The 24,209-nt window shown below is 56.9% G+C and carries 24 protein-coding genes and 1 pseudogene; 13 read left to right on the top strand and 12 right to left on the bottom strand.

Translation table 11 applies throughout. From position 1 onward, the window contains the following. Positions 1-26: 26 nt before the first annotated feature. A pseudogene (locus tag AR456_RS21235) lies at positions 27-116 on the top strand (hydroxymethylglutaryl-CoA lyase); the annotation flags it as partial. A gap of 46 nt (positions 117-162) precedes the next feature. On the opposite strand, the gene AR456_RS08135 reads toward AR456_RS21235, so the two are convergent. From AR456_RS08135 to AR456_RS21230, 3 genes are read right to left on the bottom strand one after another with little or no spacing between them, the layout of a single operon-like run. Then, positions 163-618 (bottom strand): DUF6998 domain-containing protein, encoded by a 456-nt coding sequence (locus AR456_RS08135; RefSeq protein ID WP_021820896.1) that lies wholly within the window; start codon positions 616-618, stop codon positions 163-165. Between the two features lie 48 nt (positions 619-666). Next, positions 667-906, bottom strand: a complete 240-nt coding sequence (locus AR456_RS08130; RefSeq protein ID WP_021820895.1) for a hypothetical protein — start codon at positions 904-906, stop codon at positions 667-669. 3 nt (positions 907-909) lie between these two features. Beyond that, positions 910-1,191: a hypothetical protein gene (locus tag AR456_RS21230; RefSeq protein WP_155829375.1), complete on the bottom strand. Its 282-nt coding sequence runs from the start codon at positions 1,189-1,191 to the stop codon at positions 910-912. 160 nt (positions 1,192-1,351) lie between these two features. On the opposite strand from AR456_RS21230, the gene AR456_RS21775 reads away from it, so the two are divergent. After that, complete coding sequence (locus AR456_RS21775; protein WP_081694734.1) at positions 1,352-1,537, top strand: phage integrase N-terminal SAM-like domain-containing protein; 186 nt, start codon at positions 1,352-1,354, stop codon at positions 1,535-1,537. Here the strand turns inward: AR456_RS21775 and AR456_RS08125 are convergent. The 4 genes from AR456_RS08125 to AR456_RS08110 all read right to left on the bottom strand — a co-directional run bounded on the left by AR456_RS08125 (position 1,532) and on the right by AR456_RS08110 (position 4,558). Further along, positions 1,532-2,077 (bottom strand): GNAT family N-acetyltransferase, encoded by a 546-nt coding sequence (locus AR456_RS08125; protein ID WP_021820894.1) that lies wholly within the window; start codon positions 2,075-2,077, stop codon positions 1,532-1,534. The genes AR456_RS21775 and AR456_RS08125 overlap by 6 nt on opposite strands. Before the next feature lie 102 nt (positions 2,078-2,179). After that, positions 2,180-2,503: a DUF6678 family protein gene (locus tag AR456_RS08120; protein ID WP_236995551.1), complete on the bottom strand. Its 324-nt coding sequence runs from the start codon at positions 2,501-2,503 to the stop codon at positions 2,180-2,182. Between the two features lie 163 nt (positions 2,504-2,666). Beyond that, positions 2,667-3,524 (bottom strand): SIR2 family NAD-dependent protein deacylase, encoded by an 858-nt coding sequence (locus AR456_RS08115; RefSeq protein WP_081694733.1) that lies wholly within the window; start codon positions 3,522-3,524, stop codon positions 2,667-2,669. Next, on the bottom strand, positions 3,524-4,558 hold the full coding sequence (locus tag AR456_RS08110) for a ParA family protein (RefSeq protein ID WP_031208805.1): 1,035 nt from the start codon (positions 4,556-4,558) through the stop codon (positions 3,524-3,526). Before AR456_RS08110 ends, AR456_RS08115 begins: the two co-directional genes overlap by 1 nt. Before the next feature lie 219 nt (positions 4,559-4,777). Between AR456_RS08110 and AR456_RS20885 the strand changes: the two genes are divergently transcribed. From AR456_RS20885 to AR456_RS08085, 6 genes are all read left to right on the top strand, one after another. After that, a complete protein-coding gene (locus AR456_RS20885) occupies positions 4,778-5,092 on the top strand; it encodes a tyrosine-type recombinase/integrase (protein ID WP_257721114.1) in 315 nt (104 codons plus the stop codon). A gap of 287 nt (positions 5,093-5,379) precedes the next feature. Beyond that, the gene (locus tag AR456_RS08105) at positions 5,380-7,257 is read left to right on the top strand and encodes a cation:proton antiporter (RefSeq protein ID WP_021820889.1); all 1,878 of its coding nucleotides are present in this window, start codon (positions 5,380-5,382) and stop codon (positions 7,255-7,257) included. Between the two features lie 15 nt (positions 7,258-7,272). Continuing rightward, on the top strand, positions 7,273-7,665 hold the full coding sequence (locus AR456_RS08100) for a RidA family protein (RefSeq protein WP_021820888.1): 393 nt from the start codon (positions 7,273-7,275) through the stop codon (positions 7,663-7,665). A gap of 85 nt (positions 7,666-7,750) precedes the next feature. Further along, positions 7,751-9,106, top strand: a complete 1,356-nt coding sequence (locus tag AR456_RS08095; RefSeq protein ID WP_155829373.1) for a sigma-54-dependent transcriptional regulator — start codon at positions 7,751-7,753, stop codon at positions 9,104-9,106. A gap of 3 nt (positions 9,107-9,109) precedes the next feature. Then, on the top strand, positions 9,110-11,077 hold the full coding sequence (locus AR456_RS08090) for a sensor histidine kinase (RefSeq protein ID WP_031208802.1): 1,968 nt from the start codon (positions 9,110-9,112) through the stop codon (positions 11,075-11,077). Between the two features lie 219 nt (positions 11,078-11,296). Then, positions 11,297-13,027 carry an OFA family MFS transporter gene (locus AR456_RS08085; protein WP_021820885.1) on the top strand — a complete coding sequence of 577 codons (1,731 nt, stop codon included), beginning with the start codon at positions 11,297-11,299 and terminating at the stop codon, positions 13,025-13,027. A gap of 129 nt (positions 13,028-13,156) precedes the next feature. Here AR456_RS08085 and AR456_RS08080 read toward each other — a convergent pair whose 3' ends face one another. Beyond that, positions 13,157-13,756, bottom strand: coding sequence for a LysE family translocator (locus tag AR456_RS08080; RefSeq protein WP_021820884.1), 600 nt, complete (start codon positions 13,754-13,756; stop codon positions 13,157-13,159). Positions 13,757-13,884: 128 nt separating this feature from the next. On the opposite strand from AR456_RS08080, the gene AR456_RS08075 reads away from it, so the two are divergent. After that, positions 13,885-15,300 (top strand): aminotransferase-like domain-containing protein, encoded by a 1,416-nt coding sequence (locus tag AR456_RS08075; RefSeq protein ID WP_031208801.1) that lies wholly within the window; start codon positions 13,885-13,887, stop codon positions 15,298-15,300. A gap of 40 nt (positions 15,301-15,340) precedes the next feature. Here the strand turns inward: AR456_RS08075 and AR456_RS08070 are convergent, their stop codons facing one another. After that, positions 15,341-16,324 (bottom strand): AraC family transcriptional regulator, encoded by a 984-nt coding sequence (locus AR456_RS08070; protein ID WP_021820882.1) that lies wholly within the window; start codon positions 16,322-16,324, stop codon positions 15,341-15,343. 101 nt (positions 16,325-16,425) lie between these two features. Between AR456_RS08070 and AR456_RS08065 the strand changes: the two genes are divergently transcribed. Together AR456_RS08065 and AR456_RS08060 are read left to right on the top strand one after the other, a co-directional pair. Further along, positions 16,426-17,649: an MFS transporter gene (locus AR456_RS08065; protein ID WP_031208799.1), complete on the top strand. Its 1,224-nt coding sequence runs from the start codon at positions 16,426-16,428 to the stop codon at positions 17,647-17,649. Positions 17,650-17,770: 121 nt separating this feature from the next. Further along, the gene (locus AR456_RS08060; protein ID WP_021820880.1) at positions 17,771-18,241 is read left to right on the top strand and encodes a secondary thiamine-phosphate synthase enzyme YjbQ; all 471 of its coding nucleotides are present in this window, start codon (positions 17,771-17,773) and stop codon (positions 18,239-18,241) included. Positions 18,242-18,254: 13 nt separating this feature from the next. Here AR456_RS08060 and AR456_RS08055 read toward each other — a convergent pair whose 3' ends face one another. After that, positions 18,255-18,701 carry a carboxymuconolactone decarboxylase family protein gene (locus AR456_RS08055; RefSeq protein WP_021820879.1) on the bottom strand — a complete coding sequence of 149 codons (447 nt, stop codon included), beginning with the start codon at positions 18,699-18,701 and terminating at the stop codon, positions 18,255-18,257. A 47-nt stretch (positions 18,702-18,748) separates the two neighbouring features. Continuing rightward, positions 18,749-19,597: an AraC family transcriptional regulator gene (locus AR456_RS08050; protein ID WP_021820878.1), complete on the bottom strand. Its 849-nt coding sequence runs from the start codon at positions 19,595-19,597 to the stop codon at positions 18,749-18,751. Positions 19,598-20,133: 536 nt separating this feature from the next. Here AR456_RS08050 and AR456_RS08045 point away from each other — a divergent pair. Then, entirely contained in the window at positions 20,134-21,429 is a 1,296-nt protein-coding gene (locus AR456_RS08045) for a cation:proton antiporter (RefSeq protein ID WP_021820877.1), read from the top strand. A gap of 80 nt (positions 21,430-21,509) precedes the next feature. On the opposite strand, the gene AR456_RS08040 is transcribed toward AR456_RS08045, so the two are convergent. Further along, positions 21,510-22,733, bottom strand: coding sequence for a methyltransferase (locus AR456_RS08040; RefSeq protein WP_021820876.1), 1,224 nt, complete (start codon positions 22,731-22,733; stop codon positions 21,510-21,512). Positions 22,734-22,998: 265 nt separating this feature from the next. On the opposite strand from AR456_RS08040, the gene AR456_RS08035 reads away from it, so the two are divergent. Beyond that, positions 22,999-24,189: a ChaN family lipoprotein gene (locus AR456_RS08035; protein WP_021820875.1), complete on the top strand. Its 1,191-nt coding sequence runs from the start codon at positions 22,999-23,001 to the stop codon at positions 24,187-24,189. Positions 24,190-24,209 lie beyond the last annotated feature (20 nt).

Here is a 24,209-nt window from a genome sequence, read left to right as displayed (position 1 = left end):
TCTCTCGCGCGTCAGGCGCCTACGCCGGCTACCCCGATGCCAAAGGCGCCGTCGGCAACGTCGCCAGTGAAGACGTGGTCTATCTGCTCAATGGACTCGGCATCGACAGCGGCGTCTGAAAGCCGTCCGGAGACCGCAGTCCGCTTACTCTTCTACAACTTGTTAAATGGCTCTAGGCACACGGTCTGCTTGAGCCACAGTTTGGTTGAGTCGCCGGAGTTTGTTGAGAGATACTTGAAATTGGCCATTACTTGGTAGCCGCTTACCTTCGATTTGCTCCCAAACAAGGGCTCCTGGCCCGTTGTATATCTCCTCAAATGTACCGTCGCGCAGGATCTTGATGATGATCGTATGCTGCGGCTGACTCCGGAATGCAACAGAATTGGATTGCGTGGCTTTGACCTCAACTTCCAGGCCGGTCTCGGTGACAGCGTCATAGCCTTTATTGGATGCTGTCTTCAACTCAAGATTGTATGCGTCAGCCACAAGACACTCACCCAAGCTGCCAACCATATGACCGTCCGGGGTAAAGTTCCGGCCCGGAAACATCGCCTCCAATTCGTTGACGGTGGCGTAGAGTTGCTTGATCAAAGCACGAAACTTATCATGATCCATCATACAATTAACGCTCAAAGCAAGCGTGCGGTTCGCGTTGCCTTGTTTTTTTTATGTTTTTTTGCATATTATTTTTTTCCACAAAGCCCTAAGATTGATACCGAATCCCACGAAGTTCGGTTTCAATTCCACTATTTCTTCCTCGGAATTTTGTACTTCGGGATTAACTCCCGCCTCATTACCTTTAGCTTTAAGACCTTCAACACCTTTAATCTTGGCTAGAGTTTCTTTTGAGGTCTTGTTGTTCTCTAAATCAATATCTTTTGAGTCTTCTATGTCGAACATTGGCATACGCTACCCTCTTCCTCTCAAGTATTCAGTATACCATCTGACTATTTGTGCAGCAGTAGACAGACGGAAAGATGTGCTCATATAACTATCGTCATCGGTGCAATTGGAGGCTTTTAACCCTCTGACTCTTCTCGCCTTTACACCTGTATTAACATTAAAAAATCTTGCACCAGCGATATCAACATCAACGCTGTCAGAAACATCAATGCCAGTTTCAAGGCCAGAAAAGCCGCAATCTATTATTTTAATTTCCTTACCGCCTTCAACTTTTATTCCAACCGACACAGAACTCTCCTCTAAACATACCAGGTATTAGATAGCGAACTCGTTTACCAGCTTGAACGAGCACGCGCGTTTAACAAACTTATCCACTTCCTTGCATCATGTATGACTATATGATATTTAAAGGAAATATAATCACCCCTACCGTCTATCAAAAATTCGCGTGCTTACACGTTTTGCTCAAGGCATGCGGGTAAAGCGCTACAGTCCCTGCACCGATAAGACTTACTGCTACTGGATTCGCTTCTTCATACGGTTCCACGGGGTGCGCCATCCCGCCAGCACGCGGCTTTGTAGTGGAGGCGAAGCCGCAACGAAAAATCCGTCGCTGTGCCTAGCCTGGTTATAAGGCATGATTCTCCCACTGACTTCTGTTTATCTTGTACAAAACATGCTCACAAAGCGGGTTAGAAGGATCTAGTTCTGGATGCATAAAATTGCTGGCATAGGTCATTCCGAGTTTCTTCATGACGGCCTGAGAGCGAATGTTGCTCACAGTCGTAAAAGAGACCACCTCGTCTAAACCCAGATGATTAAAAGCATACCGCAGTGACTCGGCGGCAGCTTCTGTCGCGTAACCCATACCCCAATATCGTCTCGCCAAGCGCCAGCCAACTTCGACACATGGTGAGAATGGCATACAATCTGTGGGTATGTTCAACCCGACAAATCCCATAAATTTTCTTTGACTAGGAGCCTCTACAGCCCAGAGCCCCCAGCCTCGTTCAGCAATCAGGGATTTGATCTTTTCACCCATGCGGCGGCTTTCATCTTGCGTTAATAGCTTCGGAAAAAACTCCATAACTTCTCGATCCCCACACATCTTTGAAAAATCTTGGAGGTCGTCACCATTCCATTGTCGAAGTACTAATCTTTCCGTTTTCATCATGAGCAAGATGGTTCCTTATAACGCCAGCCATAAACGGCGGCCCGACAGGGGCGTCCGGTGGAGGCCGAAGGTCGGAACGATTTTGATGGCCTTGTTAGAGACCTAGATGTAATCGATAAATTGACCAACGCGCGCATACCCATAAATCTTGTACCCGTTTTGTATCTTTTCCCCTGGAACATGTATCGCTGAAAGCTCCGCTAAAACAGCTCGATCTTGCTCTAGCGATGTGGTCTCTATCTCTACCCACTCGATTATTTCATACCCGCATTCACGAAAGTGACAAAACCATTCTCCATCCCAAGGAGCTAGATAGCCATTTTCAATGCAGCGCGTACGAAAGCGCGGTGAAAAATCGCCTAGGTTATACATCGCAAGACGAAGCTCATTCCACTTTGTACTGTTCATGATCGGGGTGAGATCCATAGTGCCCTCTAACGCCCGCATTTACGGCTGGTTTGGAGCGAAGCTGAGAACCAGTCCGACAACATGCGTTTGTTACACGTTGCTACTATACGTGTAACGCCTTGGCCACCAGAAAACTGGGTGCGTAGCGAAAAACTTCCCGAGTGCAGCAATTTGTTGGTTTTCATGTCAGACGAGACGCTCGCATTGCTTCAACTTGTTCAGCCAAGTCTTGTACACACCTGTTTGCCTCATCGTATTGACCAGCACGATATTTCAAAAACTCAATGTTATATGCCTTTCGCATCGACTCCTCTATATCTGGAATAATATCATCACCAACCAACGCATAATGAGGATGAGTACTCTTTGAAAATATATTTGAATTTTCTAATATAAGCTGAATATCCGGGTCCGACATACTGTAGCCGAGAAACAGCAATGTATTGGTCATAAAAAGGGAGTTAAGGATTGCATAGAACTCATGATTTTCTTGCTTAGCCCTAAAATATTGCGATCTACTAAGAACAATCTTTGAAATATCATTTACGCATCCATGTGCCTTAACGATTACCCTTACAGGAGACCTCAGGTCTGTAGCTAGGTGTTGCTCGTAGTACTTACAAACATTGTATCCATCTTGAGCAATGCCTGTCCTGCAGTATGCATCGTAAATATCATCATAGTTGGTAGTGACTACAACCTTTGGATCAATTTCCAACGTAGACTCATGGATACTAGACTTTTCATATCTAGGTTGAACAAACAGTTCCCTAATAGCGCGAGTAAAATCCGCAGCCGGCAGCTTGTTAAGAATCACTTCAGCCGCATCCAAATATTTTTCTCTCTGTATCAGAGAATCGATAGTTTCTGTTCTATCAGGAGCGGGTATTCTATCTTTTAGATTTTCAAGAAATCTTGGCCATGTCGGTGGGCTATTTCCATCCATTGCGGACAAACATCCAGCAGAAGCCCCTGCACCCAAAAAAACAATACAGCGTCGTGCCGCCAGTTCTTCGACAAGAGAAATTGGCCAATCCATTATGCAGACTCTCCAAGATTTGCATAAAGATTTTTCGCAATCTTTTTAATTATTTCTTCATAATCCTCCCTTTGCTTGTATTGTGCACCGACTAGACCATCGCTAGACTTCAAATCGAGAATCGGCGTTGCAACTGACTGTGCTAGCGGAATCAAACTGTAAAGGTGTGGAATATCACCCAGCTTCGCTGATTCCGTGGATGTATTTTCACCAAAGAAAGGCCCCATAGATTCTTCAATAATACTTGGGACTGAATTAATAATTTGCTCGTAGGCTTTAGTAGGCCTTCGGACACCTTGTTTCGATTTGGTAATATACTGCTGCATGGTGTAACCGAGGTACCCATTCAGGACACTTGGCCTTTCTTTAATATTGTAATTATCTAGTCGCCCCGGGTTTCTTTGTTGCGACAATCCTATGCTATTTTCATAAAGATCAGCCCAATGCTCTACCCAGCTTGCAATATTTCTAACGCCTAGAATACTGAAAATATCAGCACCCATTGGCGTAATAAAATAATCGCAACCAATTAAAACACTGCGATTTATAGACCCCAAGCTGGGCCCTAAATCGAAGAACACTATGTCATAATATTCTTCAACATTTGCGCAGAATTCGGTATTCCAATTGTTCTTCCGAATCCCTCCAATATCGCCTCCTAAAAGATCATGCCATGCAGCGCCCAATCTATCTTCGACAATAGAGAATCCAGGGTGCCCTGGCAAAAGATCCACTTCGAATCTGTTTTTTGAACTGAGTATAGGATTTATTTCCTTTGATATTTCAGAGTCCCCATCTTCTATTGGCCTCAGAATATCTCTAATCGTTGTAATTGACGTTTTATGATCTGAGTTCCAATAGAAGTCCGTTGCAAACTCTTCCCCCATAATCAATTGACTGGCATTACATTGGGGGTCGCAATCCACAACTAGAACCCTCTGCCTTTTTACCGACGCGGAAAATGCAGCAAGGTTGCAAGTTAGTGTCGTTTTACCAACTCCACCTTTATTGTTAAACATTGCTATGGAGATCAATATACTTTACCTCACATTTGGTTAGAAATACTTAAATTGCTAACAAGTATTAGATAGCAAGGTTTTTTGTTAACCTGAACGAGCACGCGAGTTTTTCTCAATCCATTAAAGCTTTATATACGTACAAAGATCAACGAATATGAGTATGGACATGCACAGCAGATCGCCGAAGCAGATGGCTAGGGACAAGGCGATCATGCGGGTGAAGCGCTACAGTCGGTGCTTCATCATATTCGCACTTCGTCCGTACAACGAACGGTCAAGCAGGCAATGAAGGCAGCCACACTGCCTCGTCCCGGCTCCTGCCATACACTACGGCATAGCTTCGCGATGCAGTTGCTGAGCCAGGGTACGGATAACCGTAAGGCACGGGAATTGCTGAGCCACAAGAGAGTCAAGACACCCCAGCTCTATACGCACGTGTTGCGCAGCGAGTTGGCAGGTATTCGTAGAGTCGGTCGGGGCTTGAGGCACGCTACCGCCTCCCACCCTGCAGGTTTCGATTACCCTGCGGCAGTTCCCGGCGTATCTTGATTATGTCGTTATTACGGCGCTCTCGGTCGCCTTGAATTCGAGCTTACTCAACCACGTTGGCAAGGGCAAAACGACGATGGTAGTGGCAGTCATGAAGATGTAGCACACGCTCAGTGCTCGAGATGGATACACACACTGCTCGTCACCTCACTTGCCAACCACTTGCCTATCACCTGTTCAACCGGTGTAGAGCCCTGCTCTGAGTCGACCCTACATCGGTCATGCCCTATTCTCTGGCGTAACGTATCCAGCACGTATTTCCGACCGCCAGGGAGGCAAGCCCACCAATGACCACGCTTTTTATCTTCTGTCTGATAGGCGCTTGCGGCATCGGCGCTCAATGGCTGGCATGGCGCTGGAAGATCCCTGCAATCGTGGTCATGCTGGTCGTCGGCCTGCTGATCGGGCCGACCACCGGTGTTCTGCAACCGCACGCGGTGTTCGGCAATCTACTCGAACCGTTGATCGCCGCCGCGGTGGCGATGATTCTGTTCGAAGGGGGCTTGACCCTGCATCTGGCCCGTCTGGCCGATGCAGAGGCTGCCGTGAAGCGCCTGGTGATCATCGGCGGCCCTCTTGTGTGGGTACTGGCCACCCTCTCCGGTCACTATATCGGCGGGCTGAGCTGGGCCTCAGCATCAGTTTTGGGCGGCATTCTGATCGTCACTGGCCCCACGGTAATCATGCCGTTGCTACGCCAGGCCAGTCTCAAGCGTAGGCCGGCAGAAATCCTGCGCTGGGAAGCCATCGTCAACGACCCGGTCGGCGCGCTTGCTGCGGTACTCGCGTTCGAGCTGGCGATTGTCTCCTATTCCTCCCACTCGCTATCCATCACCCTCGGCCACATGCTGCTCGGCATTGCCATTGCCACCGCCATCGGCTATCTCGGCGCCTGGTTGTTGATTCTCGCGCTGCGTAAGGGCCATATCCCCGAATACCTCAAGGTTCCGGTGATGATCGTCTCCGTACTGGTCATCTACACCATTCCCAACGCCCTGCTCCACGAAAGTGGCCTGCTGGCAGTCACCGTGATGGGCATGGTGCTGGGCAATTCTTCCGTCGCATCGCTGGACGAGATCCGCCGCTTCAAGGAAAACATCACGGTACTGCTGGTATCCGCGGTGTTCATTCTGCTGGCGGCAGATGTCGACTTCGCCACCCTGGCATCGCTGGGCTGGCGTGAGGTGTTGTTCGTCCTGATGGTGCTGTTCGTGGTGCGTCCGCTGGCCGTGTTCCTGTCACTGATCGGTACCGGGCTGCCGCTATCCGAGAAGCTGATCGTCGGCTGGATTGGTCCACGTGGTGTGGTGGCGGTTGCCATCGCTGGGCTGTTCGGTGGACGCCTGGTGGACCTGGGCGTAGAAGATGCCGCGATACTCCCGCCACTGGCGTTCGCGATTGTGGCCGTTACCGTGGTGCTGCACGGCTTCTCCCTCGAGCCGCTGTCGCGCCATTTCAATCTCAAATCGACCGCGGTCAAGGGACTACTGATCGTCGGTGCCAATCCCTTCAGTCGCAAACTGGCAGAGGCCATTCAATCCACGGGCCGGCCGGTGATGATTGCCGATCGCAACTGGAAGCGAATCCGTTCGGTGCGTGGCCATGATATCCCCTGCTACTTCGGTGAAATTCTCTCCGAGGAAGCCGAGCTGGATATCGAGATGAACCAGTTCGACTCGGTGGTGGCATTGACCGACAACGACGATTACAACGCGCTGGTGTGCGTCAACTATGGCCCTGAGTTTGGCCGCCATCGCGTCTTCCAGTTCGCTCCGTCCCGAGGCGATATCGGCGACAGCGCTCACAAGGCACCGGAGACTCTCGGTGGCTATTATTTCGGTAATGGTCTCGACTACGACACTGCCATCGAGCGTATCAACGCGGGTTGGTGTCTACGCCTGACTCGCCTGAGCAAAAGCTATACCTTCGAGGATTATCGTCGCGATAACCCGGAGGCCCGAGTCATCTCCGCCTATTCTGAAGGCGGCAACGTACGCGTGATGACGCGCGATACTCGTTTCGAGGCCGACAGCGACGAGACGCTGCTGGCGCTGGTTCCGGATGACACCAGTGCCGACAAGGCTCGCCGATACGAGGCACGCCAAGCCGACACAAGGCCCTCCGCGAGCGATGACGAGCAGGGTTCACCTCAGCCGGATGGCTAACCCGCAGGAGGCAACATGCTGCGACACTACAATGAGCCGACTCTGGGCATACCGAGCTTTCCCGGTAGCCATCTGGTCATGGACGATCACTACATCTATCTGTCCGGCCTGACCGCCGCCGACCTGCCGGATGGAGCGGCGCTACTCGGCGATATCAGGGCAGAGACTCACCAGATAATGGAATATCTGTCACGGCTGCTGGCCCATGCTGAGTGCACACTCGACGATAGCGTGCGTGTCGATGTGCACCTGACGGACCTCGCACTGCAAGCGGACTTCGATGCGGTATATGCGCGATGGTTTTCTGCACCGTTCTACCCCACTCGAACCTGTACCGTCTCTCCCCAACTGGCGGGAGGCGCCAGTGTCGAGGTTACCCTGATGGCACGACGTCCTCAGCAGCGTTGATCGAAGTGTGAAGCACCCGCGCCGAATTGGCAGCGCTTTCCGATATGCTGGAGCCGGAAAACAACAAGATGGCACGGAAATGGATATGAATGTCGGTGATAAGCAGCTGACCCAGCGCCTGCAGCACGCCAGTGTTCTGATCGTCGATGACGAGCCGGGAATGCGCAATTTCCTGGTCAAGATGCTCGCCCCACACTGCCTGGTTGTCGCCGAGGCTGAAGACGCGGTGCAGGCCGAGGCGCAACTCAATCATCGTCATTTCGATGTGATGATCCTCGACAACATGATGCCGGGACAACGCGGGATCGAGTGGTTGGCAGAACAACGCGGGCGTGGCGGGTTTACCGACACCATCATGATCACCGCCTATGCCGACCTGGAAACCGCGATCGAGGCCATGCGCGCAGGGGCTGCTGACTTCATTCTCAAGCCCTTTCGCTCCAATCAACTCCTGAATGCAGTTGGCCGCTGTCTCCAGATGGCTCAGTTGCGACGCGAGAACATGCTGCTGCTGCGCGAACTGGACAGCAAGGACCTCGGTCAGCAACGACGCGAACTGGTCGGTTCATCATCCGCCATCACGGCCACCCGCGACCTGCTGGCACGTATTCGTGATGTCACCACACCAGTCCTGATCACAGGGGCCTCGGGAACCGGCAAGGAAGTCGCTGCTCGACACCTGCACACCACCTCCCAGCGAGCGGCTTACCCCTTTGTGCCGATCAACTGCTCGGCCATTCCTGCCGATATGATGGAAAGTGAACTGTTCGGTCATGTCGCAGGTGCCTTCCCGGGCGCCAACAGCGCTCGCGAAGGGCTGTTGCCTTCCGCTCGGGGCGGTACGGTATTCCTTGATGACGTCGCCGGGCTGAGTTCGTCCGCCCAATCCGCACTGCTGCGAGTGCTGGAAGATGGCACAGTGCGTCCCGTCGGCGCAGAGCGCGAGATTCCACTCGATCTACGTTTTGTGCTGGCCACCAGCCATGCGCTGGATAGAGAGGTGGTGGAAGGTCGTTTTCGTGAAGACCTGTTCTTCCGCATCAATATCATCGAGCTACGCATGCCGGCCCTGACCGAGCGAGACGGCGATATCATCGAGCTGGCAGAGCGGTTTCTGCGCGAGATTGCCGCCCGCCTCGGGTTGCCTCCACTGCAGATCGACACCACCACTCGCGCAGCGCTGCTGCGCCATGACTGGCCCGGTAACATCCGAGAACTACGCAACTTCATCGAACGCTCACTGATCTTTGGCCGTTTTCCTCTGGAGACCCTCGCCCTGCCGACGACCTCAACGCAGAGTATCGCCCCCCTGAGTCAGGTCGAACGACGCGAGATCCTGCGCGCTCTCGAGGCCACCGCCGGTAACCGCTCCAAAGCGGCGCGTCTGCTCGGCGTCTCACGCAAGACCATTGATCGCAAGTGCACGGCCTGGGGGCTGTAGCGGATGGCAAGGTCACGACCATTGCTGCACTCGGTGCGGGTACGCCTGCTGGTGATCGCGCTATTGCCGATGCTGGTGCTGTTTCCGCTATTACTGGGCGGCACCATGCTGCGCTGGTCAACCAAGCTCGATAATCTGTTGATCGTCAAGGTGAACAGTGACCTGACCATCGCCGAGCAATACCTCCAGCACCTACTGGACAACTCAGCCAGGCAGCTCGATGCCCTGGCTGCATCGGAAACCTTCTCCGTCGCTCTGGAATCGAACGCGGCGGATGCCTGGCTGGAACAGCAAAAGCACCGACTCGGCCTGGACTTCCTGTATCTTGCCGATGGTCGCCCGCTGGCCTCCGGCTTCATTCCCGACCAGTGGCCAGTGATCAACGACGCGCTTTCCGGCCGCCCGCGCAGCGCCATCGATATCCTCGACTCGCGGCAACTCGATGCCCTTGCTCCTGGTCTCGCAGAGCGTGCCTCCATTCCACTGGTGCCCACCGAGGCCGCCCAGCCGACGGACCGCAGTATCGAACAGCGTGGCATGATCATTCACTCTGCGGCTCCCGTTCCATCGGTCAACGGCAAGCGTCAGGCGCTGGTCGGCGGATTGCTGCTCAATCGCAACCTCGGCTTCATCGACACCATCAACGCACTGGTCTATCGAGACCGCTCGCTACCCGAGGGTAGTCAGGGGACGGCGACACTGTTTCTCGACGACGTACGCATCTCCACCAATGTTCGGCTGTTCGAGGATGTGCGCGCCCTGGGGACCCGTGTGTCCACAGAAGTTCGCCAGCGTGTGCTGGACGAAGGAAAGACCTGGCTTGACCGCGCCTTCGTGGTCAATGACTGGTATGTCTCCGCCTACCAACCCGTGACCGACAGTAAAGGCAAACATGTCGGCATGCTGTACGTCGGTTTTCTCGAGGCCCCGTTCCGACACGAGAAGATCACCAGCATCGTGGTTCTGTCGGTGATCTTTCTGTTTGTCGCCGCTATCTCGGTACCTATATTCCTGCGCTGGGCGGGACGCATCTTTCGCCCACTGGAGCGCATGACCCAGACCATTTCCCGTGTTGAGGCAGGTAATCTGGATGCCCGCAATGGCCCCCAGAGAGGTAGCGGCGAGATCACCCAGGTGGCAGGCCACCTCGATGGGCTGCTGGATGCCGTTCAGGAGCGCGATCGCCAACTGCGTGGCTGGGCCGAAAGCCTGGAGCACAAGGTCGAAGCACGCACCCAGGACCTCCAGGAGGCCAATCGCAAGCTGGAGCATGCCACCGAGCGCCTGATCATGTCCGAAAAACTCGCCGCGGTTGGCGAGATCAGCGCCGGTATCGCCCATGAGATCAACAATCCAGTGGCAGTGATCCAGGGCAATCTCGATGTCGCCCGCGAACTACTCGGCGCCGAGACCGAAAAGGTCGATACCGAGCTTAGGCTGATTGATGATCAGATCTACCGAATCGGGGTGATTGTCTCGAAACTATTGCAATTCTCGAGCCCAACCGAGTATTCCGGCGCCACCCATCTGATCGTGCCTGCGCAGGTAGCACGTGATTGTCTGGTACTGATCCAGAGGCAGTTCGACAAGGCTCGAGTCACGGTCAAGACAAACCTATGCTCTGAGCGCGCCGTGCTGATGGAGCAGACCGAATTGCAACAGGTCATCATCAATCTCGCACTCAACGCCATTCATGCCATGCCCGAAGGTGGAACGCTGACGCTCAGTGTCATCGACGAGGGTAACGATGTGGTGATTCGTCTCGAAGATACGGGTGTCGGCATCTCTCCCGAGGTGCTGCGGCGCATATTCGACCCCTTCTTCACTACCAAGCAGGCCCAGGGCACGGGGCTGGGACTGTCGATCAGCCAGCAGCTCGCCGCACAAGCCGGTGGACGAATCCTGGCCACCTCCACTCCCGGCGCAGGCAGCCGTTTTGATATCGTGCTGCCTGCCGCCGATATCAGCTGAAAGGGACAAGATGTCCCGATTTTCGACTCGCGCCCTTCTCCGATGGACAAAATGTCCCAAAGACTTTGATGAATGCCGTCTCCGGCGGACATAATGACAATAACCTATTGATATTAATACTAAAGATAGCTGGCGACACCTACCAACGACTATCAGACTTCCTCTCGGACAACCGTGACCTGCAGCGTCTTGATCAACGACGCTCAAGAAGGAGGATGCATGAACAACAACAAGTCACCCGGCGGCCGCCTGGCCTTCCTGCGCAAGGAAAACATCGTCGCCAAACCCGGATTCAATCGCTGGAAGGTACCCCCCGCCTCGATCGCCATTCACCTTTGCATCGGCTCGGTCTATGCGTGGTCGGTCTTCAATCTGCCGCTGGCGAGTGAAATGGGCGTCGTCACTCCCGCCGCCGACGACTGGAGCCTGTCATCGGTGGTCTGGATCTTCTCGGTGGCGATTGTCTTTCTCGGCCTGGCGGCGGCCTTTGCGGGCAAATGGCTGGAAGAAGTCGGGCCACGCATGGTTGGCGTAGTGGCAGCGATTCTGTGGGGCGGAGGGTTCATCATCGGCTCGCTGGGTATATCACTACACCAACTGTGGCTGATCTACCTGGGATACGGTGTGCTCGGCGGCTGTGGACTTGGCCTGGGGTACGTCTCGCCAGTGTCGACACTGCTGCGCTGGTTCCCGGACCGCCGTGGCATGGCAACTGGAATGGCGATCATGGGTTTTGGTGGCGGTGCAATGATTGCCGCTCCCGTCAAGGATTGGCTGCTGTCGCTCTACTCCAGCGCCCCGGTGTACCTGGGTACCGAGTCGTCGGTGAACGTCATCACCGAAGGCGGCCGCCGCTTCGCCGAGACCGCCACAGGTCAGGTCGAGGTTGTGATCGCGTCGCTGGAACAGGCAGCAGCCTACGGTGGTGATGCCGGTGTCTATGTGGTCGGCACCGGCAACACCGGTGCTGCGGCAACCTTTCTGACGCTGGGCATCGTCTACCTCTGCGTGATGTTGATCGCGTCCTTCATGTATCGGGTACCACCTGCGGATTGGAAGCCGGAGGGATGGGAACCGGAGCAGAAGACCAATCGCATGGTCACCTCCGAGAACGTACAGATCGACCAGGCATTGAAGACACCGCAGTTCTGGCAGATGTGGTTGATGCTGTGCTTCAACGTTACCGCCGGCATTGGCGTCATCGGCGTCGCCAAGACGATGATGAGCGAGATCTATGGCACCACCATGCCGATGATCGTGACTGCCGCCTTCGCCTCGACCTATGTGTTGATGATATCGGTCTTCAATATGTGCGGTCGCTTCTTCTGGGCCTCCACCTCGGACTATATCGGGCGCAAGAACACCTATCATTGCTTCTTCGTACTCGGCACCCTGCTGTACCTCTCGCTGCCGTTCCTTGCCACGGCCGGAGCCGAGAGTGCCAATGTGATCTATCTGATCGGCTTCTATATCGCCACCATGATCATCTTCTCGATGTATGGCGGTGGCTTTGCCACCATTCCCGCCTATCTGGCGGACATGTTCGGTACCATGCATGTCGGCGGCATACACGGCAGACTGCTGACTGCCTGGTCGGCTGCCGGGGTACTCGGCCCGCTGGTCATCACGTCACTGCGTGAGGTATCGGTGGGCAAGGCCATTTCAAACCTGGCCAGCAAAGTCGACCCGGCGGTATTTGCGCAGAAATTCGGTGCCTCGATCGATCAACTGGAACAATTGGTCGCCGCGAAGACCGTGACCGTCTCGAAGCTGATGGAAATCGTCCCGCCCGGCACCCCGGACCCAACCTCCAGCCTGTACAACACGACCATGTACTGCATGGCTGCGCTACTGGTGATCGCATTCTTCGCCAACCTAATGCTGCGTCCCGTCAATGAGCGCCACCATCACCGTGAGCAGACACTGCGGAGCGCCGAGCAACAAGGCTGAGCGACAGCCAGGCAGATATGCAAAGGGCCGACGCCTCCCGCAGGCGTCGGCCCTCCCTTCCAGTAGCTCCTTCCGACAGACTCCTGTGAAACAAGCCTGAGCACCGGGCCACACCATCACAGGACACATCTAGCCCAATATCAGAAACACACAGGCAGCTGTCATGGCGCCCATGGTGCCGTTGAACCAGCGCCAACTGGTCGGCGACTTGAGCGTACGTCCTACCGCAGTACCAAAACCCGCCCATAGTGAAATGCAGGGAAATGCCACCAACTCGGCAAATGCCGCAACGATCAAGGCATTGAGCCACGGATTACCGGTCTCCGGCAGAAAACTGGCCATCAAGGCGATGCCCATCACCCAGGCCTTGGGATTGGCGAACTGGAACGTTGCCGCCTGAAGGAAGGTCAACGGGCGCGCGCCCTCCTGGCGAAACTGCGGCGGCGGTGCCGTGGCAATCTTCCACGCCAGGTACAGCAGGTAAACGCTGCCGACGATCTTGAGCGCCGTCTGCACGACCGGGAACCGCTCAAAAATCATCCCGAGGCCCATCGCCACGCTGCAGAACAGTACAAAACATCCGGCAATGATCCCCAGTAGATGTGGGATGGTACGCCGAAATCCATAGTTGGCCCCGGAAGCCGTCAACATCACGTTGTTGGGTCCTGGCGTCAACGTCATCGACATCATGAACAAGGTCACCGGGACAACAAAGGACAAGTCAGACATGGCCTTCCACCTTTTCTTCTGCAACCATGGAAATTGAACCCCTACAATATTCAGATATTGCGCTACAATCTGTGGCACACAAGCAGCATAATAGGGCCAATTCTGACGTCAAAGGTTTTATTGTCACCATGACAATCTGGATACCGGAACTCGACTCAGCCGCCAGCCCAATGCCTCGCTATCGCCAGATCGCAGAGGGCATCGGCAACGCCATCACCGCTGGCCAGCTCAAGGCCGGTGAACGACTACCCCCTCAGCGGCACCTTGCCGATGCCCTGGGCGTCACCGTCGGCACCATCACCCGTGCCTATAACGAGGCCCAGCAACGTGGCTGGGTACAATCCCGTGTCGGCAGCGGCACCTATGTGCATGGTGATGAAACCTCCGGCTCCGATTTCACTCTGCTCACGCATGAAAGTGCCGATGGTGACAATCCGAGTGGCATGATTGATATGAGCCTGAGTTTCGCTCCTTACCACAGCTGGCGGCATGACAGCCTGCGCGAAGCTCTGCAGTCGATCTGCCATGACCCGGCAGCGATTGCCATGGCCAGCAGCTATCAGGCGGATATCGGCAACCTCGCCCACCGCCAGGCGTTGGGAGCCTGGCTCGAGCATCTGGGCTTCCCCACCAGCGGCAGCCTTGTCGTCACCCAGGGCGGGCAACATGGTCTGGACCTGTGTCTGCGTACCCTGACACGCCCCGGAGAGCTGGTCGCCGCTGATGCGCTGACCTACCCCGGGTTCAATGCGGCTGTCCGCCATGCCTACCTCAAACCGGTCGGCATTCCTCTTGATACCGAGGGCATGGATGTCGATGCCCTCGCCCGCCTATGTCAGCGCCAGGTCCCACGCCTGGTATATGTGACGCCGGATCAGAACAACCCGACCAGTATCAGCATGAGCGAGGAGCGTCGTGAACAGCTCACTGCCCTCGCCAGACAACACGATTTCTGGTTGCTCGAGGATCATGTCCAGTATCTGCCACGCGAGGACCGGGGCACATCACTGCTGGAATTGGCTCCGGAGCGTACCCTGCACGTGTTCAGCACCTCCAAGGTGCTGTCCGGGGGTCTGCGCACCGGTACGCTGCAGGTACCCGACAGGGTGAGCCAGCGAATCGCCAGCTCCCTGCGTGCCGAAACCTGGATGGCCCCTCCACTGATGGTCGAAGCAACCTGCCGCTGGATCACTTCGCCGAATGCCGATGAACTGATTGCCTGGCAGACCAGTGAGCAGCAATACCGCCAGCAGCGTGCCTTCGAGCGCCTCGCTCGCTATCACCCCCAGGGGCAACTACGCGGCTCCAACGTCTGGCTACCATTGCCGGAGGGGCGACGCTCCAGCGAAGTCCACGCGCTGCTCGACAGTGCCGGGGTACGCGTGTCCACCCCCGAACCCTTCTGCACAGGAAGCGAGCCCGCACCCCAGGCCATTCGATTGTGCGTCGGCGCACCGCGCACCCGCGAACAACTCGACCGGGCACTGGATATCATTCTGGAGGTCCTGGAGAGCGGCGATACCAGCCCGTGGAATACGCTCTAGAGCCTTCAGCCACCACAGCTCGAGCACCGGAACTCGCACATCACTCCATGTGGCGCAATGATCCCGGTGTCTGCCCCGTCGCACGCTTGAAGGCACGACTGAACGCGGCCTGAGAACCGTAGCCCAACCGCCAGGCCACCTGGTCGATCGACATGCTCTTCTCGGTGATCCACTGCCTGGCGAGGCGCATACGCAACTGCGTCACGTAATGTAAAGGCGAGACACCCAGTGCATCGCGGAAGCGCTCGGCGAACACTGAACGCGAGCTACCCATCTCCACAGCCATACTGGCCACACTCCAGTCACGACCAGGCTCACGATGCACGGCGGCGATAACACCGCCCAATCGCGGGTCTCGCAGCGCTTCTACCCAGCCGCCAACATCGCCACAGCCGCACTCCACCCAGGCACGAACGATGCAGGCCGCTACCACATCGGCCAGGCGCGACAGGATGGCCGCCGCGCCAACCCGTTCCAGACGAGACTCACGCTCCATCGCCTCCAGCATCGGCAGTACCTCGGGGTAACGCGACAGCAGCGTACCGACGTGCATGACTCTCGGCATCAGCGAGATCAAGGGATGCATTCCGCCCAGGTCAAATTTCATCCGTCCACTGAAGATACGTACATCCTGGCTACGGCAGGAGTCCTGCGGACATTCCGTGACACAGCTGAACGCATCGCATACCGGAATGGCCTCGATGGCGTCTATATCGCGACTCGCCACATCCTGCGACGACAGCAACTGGTGACCGCCTCCTCGAGGCAATAACACCGCATCACCGCTGTCCAGCCTCAGGTCATCCGTGCCTGCCGTACTCAAGAAGACTGGCCCCTGGGCGACAAAATGAAACTGCGCACAACTGCTCAGGGTATCGAAACGGACCCCAAAAGGTGGCGCCATCTGTATTCGACGGTACTCGAGTCCGGCGAGACGCATACCCAGCAACAGCTCGCTGATCCACTCACTCGACGCACCGGGAGGCGATATTGGATTCGCCAATCCGGACGATTGATCAAACATTCGAGACTTTCAATGATAGTTAGTATGAGCCAGCTACTTTACCCTGCTTTCCATCCCGATCCCAAGTCACGGAAGGAAAGATAATGAACCACGAGCTCTGCATGGCGTCACCTACACAGGATGCGCCCCCACAACAGGCCGCATCAGCATGGGGGGCGGTGGTGTCACTGGCACTGGGCGTGTTCAGTCTGGTGATGTCCGAATTTCTACCGGCCAGCCTGCTGACACCGATGGCTCACTCGTTATCAATCAGCGAAGGACAGGCAGGTCAGGCCGTGACCACCACCGCCCTGGTCGCACTGGTTTCCGGTCTGCTGGTAACCTCGATGACTCGTGGCCTCGACCGTCGCCAGGTACTGCAGGGCTTCTCGGTTATTCTGATCGTTGCCAACTTGACGGTGTATTTCTCGCCCAACCTCGGCTGGCTGCTGTTCGGCCGCATTCTACTGGGTATCGCCCTGGGCGGCTTCTGGGCACTATCCACGGCGACCGCCATGCGTCTGGTACGTGAGCACGATGTGCCAAGGGCCCTATCGCTGATCTTTACCGGCGTACCGATTGCCACCATCAGCGCTGCGGCACTCGGCAGCTTTCTCGGCGACCTGCTCGGCTGGCGCAATGTGTTTCTGATCGCCACCGCTGTTGCCGTTATCACGTTGTTGGTGCAGATCCTGACGCTGCCCTCGATGCCGCCGCAACGCCCTACTCCGCTACGTACTCTGGTCGATGTGATGGTCAGGCCGGGAATTGGCGTAGGGATCCTCGCGGCGATGCTGGTATTCTGCGGACATTTCGCGTTCTTCACCTACCTGCGCCCGTTCCTCGAGCAGATTTCCAGTGCTGGTATTCACAGCATCTCCAGCACACTGCTGGCCTTCGGGCTGGCCAACCTCACCGGTACGCTGCTGGCCGGTAGATGGCTGGAACACCACTTGCGATTGACGCTGCTGAGCATGCCGCTGGCGATGGGTGCCATTGCCTGGCTGCTGGTAACGCTGGGAGGTCTATCGCTGTGGACAGACGCCCTGATGATCACACTGTGGGGGCTGGCTTTCGGTGCGGTGCCGGTAGCATGGTCCACCTGGCTCACGCGTGTTGTCGCTGATGAAGCGGAAAGCGCCGGTGGTCTGCTCGGCGCCTCCATTCAGCTGGCCATCGCAACCGGTGCTGCCGTCGGTGGTGTACTGTTCGATACCAGTGGCGTGTTGGGAACCTTCGCCTTCAGCGGCGCTCTGCTGGTGGCTGTGGCGCTGCTGATCGCAACACGTGTCCGCACTCAGCCACAAGCCCAATCAGAAGCGCAGCAAGAAGTCATCCACCAGTAGCGGCCAGCATGTATCGCTGATAGATACCAGACCTGCTCGACCGCCAGGGGGCTTGATGTTCGAACTCTTGCGACGCAATGCGCTACGATAAGACATATCCCGCAAGAGAAATTTCCGCACCATGTGGCATCAGACAACCCTGCGCCTTGCGCCGCGTCAGCGCGGCTTTCATTTGATCACCGATGAGATCGTCAAGGCCATGCCAGCGCTGGCCGAGGCTCGAGCCGGTCTGCTGCATGTCTTCATCCAGCACAGCTCGGCCTCTCTGACCATCAACGAGAACGCCGACCCGACGGTGCGTCAGGACTTCGAGAGCCACTTCAATGCGATGGTGCCGGAAGATGCCCCCTACTATCGTCATACCTATGAAGGCAGTGACGATATGCCGGCCCATCTCAAGGCCAGCCTGCTGGGTTCGAGTGTCAGCGTCCCGGTAACAGAAGGACGCCTGGCGCTGGGTACCTGGCAAGGTATTTATCTATGTGAGCACCGCGACCAGGGTGGCGCCCGCCAACTGGTATTGACGCTGCATGGCGAGCGCAGCCGCTGGCGTCCGGAAAGCGGAGCACCCGATCCCTACCGGGTGCGCTAACCACTCTTGACGCTTATTCGCCCGGTGTGAACGAGAAGCCAACCGCGAACCGGTTCCAGCTGTTGATGGTCACGATCAAGGCACTCAGATTGACACGTTCCTCGACGCTGAAGTGCTCTGCAAGCTGCGCACGCTGGGCCTCACTGGGGGCATGGATGGCCAGTTGCGTCAGCGCATCGGTCCAGGCCAGCGCGGCCCGCTCACGCTCACTGAAACAGCGCGCCTCGTGCCAGGCGGCGATCTGCGCGAGGCGGTCTGGAGTTTCCCCCACGCGGCGAGCGTGCTCATCATGCATGTGCAGACAGAAGGCACAGCCGTTGAGCTGAGAACTACGCAGCAACACCAGACACACCAGGCGCTCGTCCAACTGCTGAGTACTGGCCTCATAGAGTTCGCGCAACGAGCGGGTAATCTGGGGCTGCTGTGCGTAGAACTGCTCACGGGTAAGTTGTACAGACATGGTCACGTCTCCTGACAGTTTGACCCTGCCATGATCGCGAGATGTCCTCAGCGACGATTGTAGATTTGCGACCATTTTCGCCGCCGATATGCTCCGGGGGGTTCACCAACGATACGCCTGAAGGCGTGAGTGAGATGCGCCTGGTCATGGAACCCGGTATCCACGGCAATCTCGGCAATCGCCGCCGTGCTATCGGTCAGCGCCTGACGCGCGGCCTTGATGCGCCAGGCCAACGCCAATTGGCCAGGTGACATTCCGACCTGACGCTCGAAGATACGCTCCAGCCCACGTCTGGTGATGCCAATGCGACTCTGCCACGCAGCAACCGGTACCTCGCTCTGGGTCAGGATCGGCAGGACACGTTGCACCGTATCGATGGCGAGTCCAGCATCATGCGCCAGTCGACACAGGAAGGCATCCAGATGCACCAGGCGCTGCCCCAGCGTCAGCAACTCGGCGAGTTCTTCGGCCAACGGGGTAAGCCATGACGGTTCACCATCGAGCACTTCTGCCAGGTAGCGTCCTCGTCGTCGGCCTCCGGCCAATTGCCAGGCGCCACCGGGACACAATCTCACTCCCATGGCTCGATGACTGACCGCAAAACGCCGAACCCCATGGTACGGCCGCGCTTCCCAGTATCCCTCCGGCTGTGTGGAATCCAGCCCCTCGAAGAGCAAGGTAGTTCCGCCGTCAGCATAGCCATGCGCTTGAATGACCGACGGTGCCTGGCCTTCAGCCAACCAGTACAGGTCGACCCAGGGCCGCAACTCCGGTGACGGCAACCATCGTCGTACACTCAGATCAGGCAGCACCAGCGGCGGCAACTCGACCAGTTGCAACGCGCCGCTCTCGGCCGGGATCGCCACAGGACGGTCACGATCACCTTGTTGCGTCATTGCCTACCTCGCCATCGGTATATTTCTCGAGGATACACTGATGCAGCCTGCGACTGTCGCGCAGAGTATCTTTTCAACAACAACAATAATTGCACACAAACCTTTAAAAAATGCGCCACACCAGCTGCACCGGGGTAACGACAGGCGTATACTTTGCTGCGCTGCACAGCCGGTCCCGATCTGGTACCTGGCTGGCCTCGGAATCCGCGTTGTTGCGAAGCGCTCCGCATTGCGTTGAGCCCGCCGGCGCTGCTGCCTCTGCCAGCCAGTAGACAAGAAACACCGGCAAGCACTTTCCCCTGCCCGATCCTGTGCCGCCGGGCAGGCGTCATCCTCAGGATTAGATGCTTCGATGGACATCTCTGTATCGCTCACCTCGACCGCCCTGATCGCCTCGCGCCGATCAGCTCTCGAGTCAGGTGATGTCAGCCCCTGCCATTGCCGGGCGATACATACTCCCCTCCCGAATTTCAGTGCTCCGCCGCATCTCGGCCGGACACTCCCAGCTCATCCATTGACCCCAGAGGCTCCCACTAATGTCGGTGTACGCCACTCTATGCCTACTCGCCGTGATGGCGATGGTAATCTCATTGATCAACGAAAGGTTCCTCAAGTTTCAGACGACGATCGCCATTACAGCCGGTGCACTGGTGCTTTCTCTGATCATTGCGATTGCCGGCCATGTCAGTTGGGTTACCATTGATAACCAGGCTGCAGATGCCATCAACCAGTTGAATTTCGAGGATTTCCTTTTAAAGGGAATGCTCGGATTTTTGCTGTTTGCCGGCGCACTTGGCACCAAACTTCCTCATCTGCGTGACCAGAAATGGGAAATCGCTGTACTGGCCATGGGCAGTACACTGATATCCACCTTCTTCATCGGCTTCGCGCTGTGGGGGGTCGTGTCACTGCTGGGCATTGATTTCGACTTGATCTACTGCCTGTTATTCGGGGCCTTGATCTCGCCTACCGATCCGATTGCGGTGCTGGCCATCGTCAAGAAGATGAACGCCCCACGTCGTATTTCGACTCAGGTGGAGGGTGAGTCACTGTTCAATGATGGCTTTGGCCTGGTGGTCTTCGTGACCATTTTTGCCATTGCGTTCGGTGACACACAGCCTACATTCCTCAGCGTCTCACATCTGTTCCTGCAGGAAGCGGTCGGCGGCATTGTCTACGGTTTTGTGCTGGGGCGGGTGTTCCACTTCCTGATCAAGCAGACCAATCAGCACTCGATAGAACTGATGCTGACCATGCTGGTGCCAACATCGGGCTATGTGTTTGCCGAGGTCCTCCACGTATCCGGGCCGTTGGCAATGGTCGTAGCGGGTCTGATCATCGGCAACCGCACCCGCAGCAAGGGGTTCTCCGAGGAAAGCCGACAGCAGCTCGACCATTTCTGGGAACTGGTCGACGAATTCCTCAATGGTGTGCTGTTCCTGCTGATCGGCATGGTCATGTTGGCATTCTCGTTCCATCCCGAAGACTGGGTACTGGCGTTGGCCGCCATTCCACTGGCGCTGGCCGGTCGTTTCGTCAGCGTACGCACCGTCTATTTCGGCTTCAATCGGTTCCGCACCTACAACCCCTGGTCGGTGCCGATTCTTACCTGGGGTGGCCTGCGTGGCGGCCTCTCGCTGGCGATGGCGATGTCAGTTCCCGCCGGCATCATGGTGGTTCCCGACAAGGGCATCGATGTGCGTGAGATCATTCTGGTGATGACCTATTCGGTGGCAGTGTTCTCGATTCTGGTTCAGGGCTCCAGCATCACTCCCATGATCAAGCGCGCCAAGGTCTGGGAGCAGGACAACTTCCGCAAGCCCAAGCGTTAGCAACCGACGATTCCAGCTGTCGCAAGAAACCACGGCCCGGGCTTTTTATGCCCGGGCCGTTCCGTTCAAGGCACTGGAGCCTACCGCGGTGGTACAGCCTTGATCAGCAGATTGCGAGGTGTCAGCTCACGAGCACAGAATTCGGACAGCTCGACATCGAAGCCGGCCTCCTCCAGCCACAAGACTCGATCGAGGACCAACCAGACTTCCAGCGGGCGGCGAAACAGGTGCCGCACCAATTCGTAGCGATTGGTGTCCCGCAGGCGCAGCCACCCTCTGCTTTCGTAATGCGCCCAGTCGATCTCACCGGCCAGTTCGATACCCTTCCGGTGCGCCGCCCAACGGCAGAAATCCGCGAATTGATCCGGCATGCGTCCATAGGCAAGGCTCGGTACCGGAAGGTACTCATCACGCCCGCGTTGTTCACGCTGCAACTCATCGAAGCCCAGCCGCCAGGCATTGCCGCGCTCGCGCTTGCGTTGCTCTCCGCGTGATGCGGTTACGGTTTCCTGCACGGCCATTGCCAGATGTTCCCGGGTCAGCTCCAGCCCCAGATTACGGCTCAGCGCCTGCCCCTCGCGCGATAGTGGCCGATAGTGTTCAGCGCTGGTCCGCTGATAACAACAGGGTGCCAACGTCAGCGAGGTCCCGCGCTCCCGCACCAACTCCACCAGCCGCACATGCAGATCGCCACAGGCATGTAGCGCCGCCACCGCACCGCCTTCGGTGAGCCACTGTTCCACCTCTGGCTGCATGACATCGTGGCAGACCATCTCGACAGCGAGTTGTTGATGATCGGCCAGATGTTGACCGTCAACACACAAGGCCGGCTGCCACTCCAGTCCCACCACCGGCTGCTGTTGCCAGCGAGCCATCAGCCGTCCGAGATGCCCCTTGCCGGCGCACCACTCCACCAACCGCCCCTCGCCAGGCATCATCACATGGGGTGCGAAAGCTTGCATCTGCTGCCACTTGCGCCCACTCACGTGCTGCGCCCAACTGTCGGGAAAAGAGCTCATAATGCCCTGGGCCGGGCTCACTTGAGCCAGCTCCCGCAGTTCCGTCACCGGCAGCCATTGCGCTAGAGGCGTGCCTGTGTAGGGCTCATGCTGCAGGCGCTGACAATCATCGTCCTCCAGAGCCGTCAGACAGGCACCGATTGCCTGCGCGGCCTCGATCTGGTCCGATGATGCTCCAAGCCAAGGCGAATGACGGTGCACAAAGGGCGCCGGCGCCCATAACCACTGCCAGCGCACCAACAGTTCGGTCAGATGGGCAAAGCGCTGGGCGTGATCAAGAGGCATACTCTCTACTGCTCCGGGGTATTTGCTGAATGAAGGGTCGCTCTGCCGCAGTGTGTCGCATCCTGCTCATGGGCACTCGCCATGTGACAAGCCCTGCGAACACTCATTCTTTCTGCACACAACCAGAAGCTATGGTACCCCGGCCACTGAAGGAATGTGACCGTGCTGGGCCATGTATAGCCTTCGGCGTAACGAGAACGCGATGCCCTCAAAGGGGCAACCGATATGGATTTCAGGGGTTTCAATCAGGAAAGGGAGCACCACCATGGTTAGACTCGGGGCACAGGCCAATCAGCAGGCCGGTTTTTCCGCTCGCTACCGGCGAGACCTGATATTGACGTGCCTGACAACGGCCCTGCTGCTGACCGCTAACCTGTCCGCTGCGGCAAGCCCCTGCGCCACACCCGGCCAATGGCTGACACCAGGTACCGGTGCCGCGGGACCTCAACCGTCCATGGGCTGGCAAACCCTGGCCAGCCAACAGGTCGTGCTGCTCGGTGAACAGCATGATCAATCGGCCCACCACCGTTGGCAGTTGAACACCATTGCGGCACTTCACTCACGGCAGGCGGATATGGCCATCGGCCTCGAGATGCTGCCGCGTGACGCTCAGCCCGCTCTGGACCAATGGGTCGCTGGCGAGCTGAATGAGCGGCAATTACTGGATAAAACCCACTGGTATCGCTACTGGGGCCGCGATGCCGATCTCTACCTTCCGATCATGCATTTCGCCCGCGATCACCGCCTGCCACTGGTGGCACTCAACGTCACTGCTCAGCAACGCCGTGAGCTGACGGAACCGAGCAGCGAGCAGTGGTCGCTCGAGCAACGCCATGGCGTACCGGTTCCCCTGCCGCCGAGTGCTCATTACCGTAGCCGTTTGCTGGAAAGCTTCCAGCAACACACTACGGAGCAACTGAGTGACAGCGTCAGTGATGCCTTTATCCGTGCGCAACTGGTCTGGGACAGTGCCATGGCCGCTAGCCTGGCCAACGCCAGTCACCAGCACCCGCTGGTGATCGGCATCGTTGGACGGGGTCATGTCGAGTACGCTGACGGTATTGCCCATCAACTGGCAGGCCATGGCATCACTGCTGTCAGTGGACTGATTCCCCTTGAAGCCAACGAAGCCTGTAGCGCGCCTCATGAGCTCGCCGATGCAGTATTCGTCACCGAACCGCACAGCTCCCCCACAGCAACTCCGACACTCGGTATCGACCTTGAGCAAGAGACAGACTCACTGGTCATTGCCGAAGTCGCAGAAAACAGCCCCGCACAATATGCCGGCCTGCAAGCCAGGGATCAGGTACTGCGTATAGCCGGTCACGAGGTCAGCGAGCCGGCGGAAGTCCGCGCCATGATGGACCGCGCTCTGCCGGGTAGCCTGATACCGGTGGAGGTCCTGCGCGATGGTCAATGGCGTCAGCAACTGGTGACTTTACCGGTGACGCCGTAGTCACTGGCTGCGTAGTTACT

This window comes from Halomonas huangheensis (assembly GCF_001431725.1).
In the GTDB taxonomy this organism is placed as follows: Bacteria; Pseudomonadota; Gammaproteobacteria; order Pseudomonadales; family Halomonadaceae; genus Halomonas; species Halomonas huangheensis.
The sequence above is the reverse complement of the archived record's forward strand: the minus strand, read 5'-3'. Positions and strand labels throughout refer to the sequence as shown.

Coding starts and splice junctions, on each gene's coding strand:
- AR456_RS08135 (WP_021820896.1), bottom strand. CDS start 618: ATGATGGATCATGATAAGTTTCGTGCTTTGATCAAGCAACTCTACGCC.
- AR456_RS08130 (WP_021820895.1), bottom strand. CDS start 906: ATGCCAATGTTCGACATAGAAGACTCAAAAGATATTGATTTAGAGAAC.
- AR456_RS08125 (WP_021820894.1), bottom strand. CDS start 2,077: ATGATGAAAACGGAAAGATTAGTACTTCGACAATGGAATGGTGACGAC.
- AR456_RS08120 (WP_236995551.1), bottom strand. CDS start 2,503: ATGGATCTCACCCCGATCATGAACAGTACAAAGTGGAATGAGCTTCGT.
- AR456_RS08115 (WP_081694733.1), bottom strand. CDS start 3,524: ATGGATTGGCCAATTTCTCTTGTCGAAGAACTGGCGGCACGACGCTGT.
- AR456_RS08105 (WP_021820889.1), top strand. CDS start 5,380: ATGACCACGCTTTTTATCTTCTGTCTGATAGGCGCTTGCGGCATCGGC.
- AR456_RS08100 (WP_021820888.1), top strand. CDS start 7,273: ATGCTGCGACACTACAATGAGCCGACTCTGGGCATACCGAGCTTTCCC.
- AR456_RS08095 (WP_155829373.1), top strand. CDS start 7,751: ATGAATGTCGGTGATAAGCAGCTGACCCAGCGCCTGCAGCACGCCAGT.
- AR456_RS08090 (WP_031208802.1), top strand. CDS start 9,110: ATGGCAAGGTCACGACCATTGCTGCACTCGGTGCGGGTACGCCTGCTG.
- AR456_RS08085 (WP_021820885.1), top strand. CDS start 11,297: ATGAACAACAACAAGTCACCCGGCGGCCGCCTGGCCTTCCTGCGCAAG.
- AR456_RS08080 (WP_021820884.1), bottom strand. CDS start 13,756: ATGTCTGACTTGTCCTTTGTTGTCCCGGTGACCTTGTTCATGATGTCG.
- AR456_RS08075 (WP_031208801.1), top strand. CDS start 13,885: ATGACAATCTGGATACCGGAACTCGACTCAGCCGCCAGCCCAATGCCT.
- AR456_RS08070 (WP_021820882.1), bottom strand. CDS start 16,324: ATGTTTGATCAATCGTCCGGATTGGCGAATCCAATATCGCCTCCCGGT.
- AR456_RS08065 (WP_031208799.1), top strand. CDS start 16,426: ATGGCGTCACCTACACAGGATGCGCCCCCACAACAGGCCGCATCAGCA.
- AR456_RS08060 (WP_021820880.1), top strand. CDS start 17,771: ATGTGGCATCAGACAACCCTGCGCCTTGCGCCGCGTCAGCGCGGCTTT.
- AR456_RS08055 (WP_021820879.1), bottom strand. CDS start 18,701: ATGTCTGTACAACTTACCCGTGAGCAGTTCTACGCACAGCAGCCCCAG.
- AR456_RS08050 (WP_021820878.1), bottom strand. CDS start 19,597: ATGACGCAACAAGGTGATCGTGACCGTCCTGTGGCGATCCCGGCCGAG.
- AR456_RS08045 (WP_021820877.1), top strand. CDS start 20,134: ATGTCGGTGTACGCCACTCTATGCCTACTCGCCGTGATGGCGATGGTA.
- AR456_RS08040 (WP_021820876.1), bottom strand. CDS start 22,733: ATGCCTCTTGATCACGCCCAGCGCTTTGCCCATCTGACCGAACTGTTG.
- AR456_RS08035 (WP_021820875.1), top strand. CDS start 22,999: ATGGTTAGACTCGGGGCACAGGCCAATCAGCAGGCCGGTTTTTCCGCT.